The organism is Streptomyces sp. NPDC059679 (genome assembly GCF_042734105.1).
GTDB lineage: Bacteria > Actinomycetota > Actinomycetes > Streptomycetales > Streptomycetaceae > Streptomyces.
The window spans coordinates 127,611-133,610 of record NZ_JBHWES010000031.1 but is presented as its reverse complement, the minus strand read 5'-3'; the positions used below and the strand labels follow the sequence as shown (position 1 = coordinate 133,610).

The following is a 6,000-nucleotide window of genomic DNA, read 5'->3' as shown; positions in this document are numbered from 1 at the left end:
ACTCCCCTCATCGACGGCCGCGTCAGAGGTGTATCCGATACAGCCCGTCGGCCGTACGGCTGCCGCGGGCCGCGACCCCGAGCCGGTCGTCCAGCCGGCCCACGAGGTCGTCCAGGTCCAGCGTGCGCAGCCGCGCCGCCACCAGCTCGACGGCCAGCGGCAGATCGTCCAGGGCGGCGCAGACGCGCCGTACGAGCCCGGGATCGGCGGTGAAGCCGCGCCGCACCGCGCCGGCCCGGTCGGTGAACAGCCGCACCGCCGCCTCGCCGGCCAGCGGCCGTACCTGCTGGACGTGCTCGCCGATGACACCGAGCGGCTCGCGGCTCGTGGCCAGGACACGCAGCCGCGGGCAGGCCGCGAGCAGCCGCGCCGCCAGGACGGCGGTCTCCTCAACGACGTGCTCGCAGTTGTCGAGGACGAGCAGCAGCATCCGGTCCGACAGCGCGGCGATCAGCCGCTCGACGGGCGTCTGGGGGCCGCTCCCCAGCTGGAGCCCGTTCTCACGCAGGCCGAGCGCGCCCAGCAGCGCCTGTGACAGCCCCGAGCCGTCGCGCAGCGGAGCCAGCGCCACGAAGCACACCTCGTCGGCCGCGACCCCGGCGACCTCCACCGACAGACGGGTCTTGCCGACCCCGCCGGGACCGATCAGGGTGACCAGCCGGGCCACCCGCAACAGCTCGGCGACCTCGGTCACCTCCTCGGCCCGGCCCACGAAGGAGGTCAGCTGGGCGGGTGGCGCGACGGGCGACGGCGACGGAGCGGCGTTCAGCAGTTCCCGGTGCAGTGCGGCGAGTTCGGCCGAGGGATCGGCGCCCAGCTCCTCGGCCAGGTGTCTCCGGGTCTCCTCGAACACCACCAGCGCCTCGGCCTGCCCGCCCTCGGCGAACAGGGCGCGCATCAGCAGTCCCGCCGGCCGCTCCCTGAGCGGATGGCGGCCGACCAGCTCGCGCAACTCCGGTACGGCCGCGCGGTGCTCACCGAGCCTCAGCTCGCCCTCGATCCGGTCCTCGAGCGCCCCGAGCCGAAGCTCCTCCAGCCGTACGGCGGCGGCCCGGGCCGCCTCGCTCTCGGCGACCTCGGCCAACGCGGGCCCCCGCCACAGCTGCAGCGCCTCGCGCAGCAGCGCGACCGACCGCCCGTGGTCGCCATCGTCCAGCGCGGCCCGGCCCTCCCGGGCCAGCCGCTCGAACCGGCAGGCGTCCACGTCATCGGGCGCCACCACGATCCGATAGCCCGCTCCGGCCCGCTCGATCGCGGCCGCCGGGCCCAGCGCCGTACGCAGCCTGGACACCTGGGACTGCAGCGCATGCGCCGACAGCCCGCCGCCCGGGTCGAGTTCCTCGGCCAGCCGGTCGGCCGACACGACCTCACCGGGACGGACCAGCAGCAGCGCCAGCAGCGCCCGGCGGGCCGGTCCGCCCAACGCGGCCTCGGTCCCGTCGTCGTGCCACGCCCGGGTCTCGCCGAGGATTCCGAACCGCATGCCGGTGATTATGCACACGCCAAAGCGGCCCGGTGACCGACGGGTCGGTCACCGGGCCGCTCGATGGAGTGAAGCGCCAGGCGCTACTCCGACCGCTTGGGCTTGGGCCGCCACACCACCAGCGCGCTGGTCTGCCGGACCTGGTCGTAGGGGACCAGGTCGCGGCGGTAGGAGGCGTGGACCGCGGCCTCGCGCTGCTGCATCGCCGCGGCCGCGCCCTCGACCGCGGACTGGAGTTCGGCGACGCGCTCCTGGAGGGCGGCGACCTGGTTCTCCAGTTCGATGATGCGCTTGATACCGGCGAGGTTGATGCCCTCGTCCTGGGAGAGCTGCTGCACCTGGCGGAGCAGCTGGATGTCGCGGGCCGAGTAGCGGCGGCCGCGGCCGGCCGTGCGGCCGGGGGAGACCAGACCCAGACGGTCGTACTGGCGCAGGGTCTGCGGGTGCAGCCCGGAGAGCTGGGCGGCGACCGAGATGACGTACACCGGCGACTCGTCGGTCAGCTCGTACGGGTTGCGGCTCCTCGCCCCGCCCATGCCACTTCTGCCTCCGGGCCCTCGGCCAGACGTCTCCATCGGGTCACGCTCCCTTCGCGGACTGGAACAGCTCCGCCCGCGGGTCCTCCCCCGCGGTCGCCTCTCGGTACGACTCCAGCGCCTCGCGCGCCTCGTCGCTGAGGTCCTTGGGGACGGTGACCTCGACGGTGACCAGGAGGTCGCCGCGGGTGCCGTCCTTGCGCACCGCGCCCTTGCCGCGGGCGCGCATCGTGCGGCCGTTGGGCGTGCCGGCCGGCAGTTTGAGGGTGACCGGGGGGCCACCGAGCGTGGGGACCTTGATCTCGCCGCCGAGCGCCGCCTCCGGGAGGGTGACGGGCACGGTGACGGTGAGGTTGTCCCCCTTGCGGCCGAAGACCGGGTGGGGGTCCACATGGACCACCACGTACAGGTCGCCGGCCGGGCCGCCGGTCTCGCCCGGGGCGCCCTTGCCGCGCAGCCGGATCCGCTGACCGTCGCTGACGCCCGCGGGGATCCGGACCTGCATGGTGCGGGCACTGCGGGCGCGCCCGCTGCCCTTGCAGGTCTCGCAGGGGTTCTGCGCGATCAGGCCGCGGCCGCGGCAGTCCACGCACGGGTCGGTGAGCGAGAAGCCGCCCCCGCCGCCGCGGCTGACCTGGCCGGTGCCGACGCAGGTCGGGCACACGCGGGGGGTGCCGTTCTTGTCGCCGGTGCCCGAGCACGCCTTGCACGGGGCCTGGCTGGACATCCGCAGCGGGACCGTCGCCCCCTCCACCGCCTCGGTGAAGCTCAGCGTCACCTCGGACTCGATGTCCTGGCCGCGGCGCGGCTGGGCACGGGTGCCGGTGCCACGGTTGAAGAGTCCGCCGAAGACGTCCCCGAGGCCGCCGCCGAAGCCGCCGGCCGCTCCGCCGCCGCCCTGGGCACCGCCGAAGAGGTCGCCGAGGTCGAAGTTGAAGCTGCCGGGGCCGCCCGCGCCCGGCCCCGGGCGGAATCCGCCGTTGCCGAACAGGGCGCGGGCCTCGTCGTACTCCTTGCGCCGCTTGGGGTCGCCGAGGACGTCGTTCGCCTCGGAGATCTCCTTGAAGCGCTCCTCGGCCTTGGCGTCGCCCTTGTTGGCGTCCGGGTGGAACTCGCGGGCGAGCTTCCGGTACGCCTTCTTGATCTCCGCCTCGGTGGCGTCCTTGGGGACGCCGAGGACCTTGTAGTAGTCCTTCTCGACGAAGTCCTTGGTGCTCATCCTCGACGTCCCTCCTCTCCTGCCACCGCTGTCACGTCAGCTGTCACGTCAGCCCTCGTCCGGGCCACCGCTCTCCTCGTCCGGCGTCTCGTCCCCCTTGGGCTGGGCGCCCGGCTGGGGCTCGGCGACCGCGACCCGCGCCGGGCGGATCGTACGCTCGCCGATTCGATACCCCGGCTGCAGAATCTGCACGCACGTGGTTTCGGTGACGTCCGGCGCGTACGAGTGCATCAGCGCCTCGTGCACCAGCGGGTCGAAGGGCTCGCCCTCCGTGCCGAACTGCTGCAGCCCCAACTTTCCCGCGACCGTCTCCAGCGATTCGGCGACGGACTTGAAGCCGCCGACGAGCTCGCCGTGGTCACGGGCGCGGCCGATGTCGTCGAGCACGGGCAGCAGCTCGGTCAGGAGGTTCGCCACGGCGATCTCCTTGACCGTGACCCGGTCCCGCTCGACCCGGCGTCGATAGTTCTGGTACTCCGCCTGGAGCCGCTGGAGGTCGGCCGTCCGCTCGTTGAGCGCGGTACGGACCTGGTCCAGCTGGGCCTGGATGGCCACCTGCTCGAGGTCCCCTGCCGGGGCTGCCGGGCCCGCCTTGTCGGCGGACCCGGCGGCACCCTTGGCCGCATCGTCAGGGGTCTGTGCGGCCTCGGAGGGGACGTCGGGCTGCTCCTCGAAGCCCGGGGTCTCCTCCGTCACGCGGCACCACCCTGGCCCTTGTTGTCAGCCTTCTCGTCGTCCACGATCTCGGCGTCCACGACGTCGTCGTCGGCCTTGGCCTGGCCGCCGCCGGGCGCGCCCGCTTCACCCGCCGCGCCCGCGCCGTCCGCCTGGGCGTTGGCGTACAGCGCCTGGCCCAGCTTCTGGCTGACGGCCGCGACCTTCTCGGTCGCGGTGCGGATCTCGGCGGTGTCGTCGCCCTTGAGCTTTTCCTTCAGCTCGCCGACCGCGGTCTCGACCTCGGTCTTGACGTCGCCGGGGACCTTGTCCTCGTTGTCCTTGAGGAACTTCTCGGTCTGGTAGACCAGCTGCTCGGCCTGGTTGCGGGTCTCGGCGGCCTCGCGGCGCTTGTGGTCCTCCTCCGCGTACTGCTCGGCCTCGCGCATCATGCGGTCGATGTCGTCCTTCGGCAGCGCGGAGCCGCCGGTGACGGTCATCTTCTGCTCCTTGCCGGTGCCGAGGTCCTTGGCGCCGACGTGCATGATCCCGTTGGCGTCGATGTCGAAGGTGACCTCGATCTGCGGCACGCCGCGCGGGGCCGGCGGCAGGCCGGTCAGCTCGAACATGCCGAGCTTCTTGTTGTACGCCGCGATCTCGCGCTCGCCCTGGTAGACCTGGATCTGCACGGACGGCTGGTTGTCCTCGGCCGTGGTGAAGATCTCCGAGCGCTTGGTCGGAATGGTCGTGTTGCGCTCGATCAGCTTGGTCATGATGCCGCCCTTGGTCTCGATACCGAGGGACAGCGGGGTGACGTCCAGCAGCAGGACGTCCTTGACCTCGCCCTTGAGGACACCGGCCTGGAGCGAGGCGCCGATGGCGACGACCTCGTCCGGGTTGACGCCCTTGTTGGCCTCCTTGCCGCCGGTCAGCTCCTTGACGAGCTCGGCGACGGCGGGCATCCGGGTCGAGCCGCCGACCAGGACCACGTGGTCGATCTCGGAGAGGGCGATGCCCGCGTCCTTGATCACGTTGTGGAAGGGGACCTTGCAGCGCTCGAGCAGGTCGCTGGTCAGCTGCTGGAACTGGGCGCGGGTGAGCTTCTCGTCCAGGTGCAGCGGGCCCTCGGCGGACGCCGTGATGTAGGGCAGGTTGATGGTGGTCTCGGTCGAGCTGGAGAGCTCGATCTTCGCCTTCTCAGCGGCCTCGCGGAGGCGCTGCAGGGCCATCTTGTCCTTGGACAGGTCGACGCCGTGGCCGTTGTTGAACTGCTTGACCAGGTAGTCGACGACGCGCTGGTCCCAGTCGTCACCACCGAGGTGGTTGTCACCGTTGGTGGCCTTGACCTCGACCACGCCGTCGCCGATCTCCAGCAGCGAGACGTCGAAGGTGCCACCGCCGAGGTCGAAGACCAGAATGGTCTGGTCGTCCTTCTCGAGCCCGTAGGCGAGGGCGGCGGCGGTAGGCTCGTTGACGATACGCAGGACGTTGAGGCCCGCGATCTCACCGGCTTCCTTGGTGGCCTGGCGCTCGGCGTCGTTGAAGTACGCCGGGACGGTGATGACCGCGTCCGCGACCTTCTCGCCCAGGTAGGCCTCGGCGTCCCGCTTGAGCTTCTGCAGAATGAAGGCGCTCATCTGCTGCGGGTTGAAGTTCTTGCCGTCGAGGTTGATGTGCCAGTCGGTGCCCATGTGGCGCTTGACCGACCGGATGGTCCGGTCCACGTTGGTCACGGCCTGGCGCTTGGCGACCTCACCGACCAGGACCTCGCCGTTCTTGGCGAAGGCGACGACGGACGGCGTGGTCCTGGCGCCCTCGGCGTTGGTGATGACGGTGGGCTCACCGCCTTCGAGCACACTGACGACGGAGTTCGTCGTACCCAGGTCGATGCCGACCGCACGAGCCATTTCGCAATCCTCCAGCTACACAGCATTGAGTGGAACAGGCTCAAGAGTGCATGATCAACTTCCGCATGTCAACAGACCTGAGTCGGGCGGGCTCAACTTTTATATGGCCCTTATGGACAGGACACGGACAAGAGGAAGGGAGGGCCGAGGACATGACCCCCATGCGACCCCCACACGCCCCCGCAGACGCGACCGAAGACG

5 protein-coding genes are annotated in these 6,000 nt (G+C 71.3%); all 5 read right to left on the bottom strand.

The window, feature by feature from the left end:
* Positions 1-22: 22 nt before the first annotated feature.
* On the bottom strand, positions 23-1,483 hold the full coding sequence (locus ACFV2X_RS29820) for a BTAD domain-containing putative transcriptional regulator (RefSeq protein ID WP_385622199.1): 1,461 nt from the start codon (positions 1,481-1,483) through the stop codon (positions 23-25).
* A gap of 83 nt (positions 1,484-1,566) precedes the next feature.
* Entirely contained in the window at positions 1,567-2,019 is a 453-nt protein-coding gene (locus ACFV2X_RS29815) for a heat shock protein transcriptional repressor HspR (protein WP_385622196.1), read from the bottom strand.
* A gap of 43 nt (positions 2,020-2,062) precedes the next feature.
* Positions 2,063-3,238, bottom strand: a complete 1,176-nt coding sequence (gene dnaJ / locus ACFV2X_RS29810) for a molecular chaperone DnaJ (RefSeq protein WP_385622194.1) — start codon at positions 3,236-3,238, stop codon at positions 2,063-2,065.
* Between the two features lie 48 nt (positions 3,239-3,286).
* On the bottom strand, positions 3,287-3,934 hold the full coding sequence (gene grpE / locus ACFV2X_RS29805) for a nucleotide exchange factor GrpE (protein ID WP_385622191.1): 648 nt from the start codon (positions 3,932-3,934) through the stop codon (positions 3,287-3,289).
* Positions 3,931-5,799, bottom strand: coding sequence for a molecular chaperone DnaK (gene dnaK / locus ACFV2X_RS29800; protein ID WP_385622188.1), 1,869 nt, complete (start codon positions 5,797-5,799; stop codon positions 3,931-3,933). The genes grpE and dnaK overlap by 4 nt, the downstream gene beginning before the upstream one ends.
* Between the last annotated feature and the right edge of the window lie 201 nt (positions 5,800-6,000).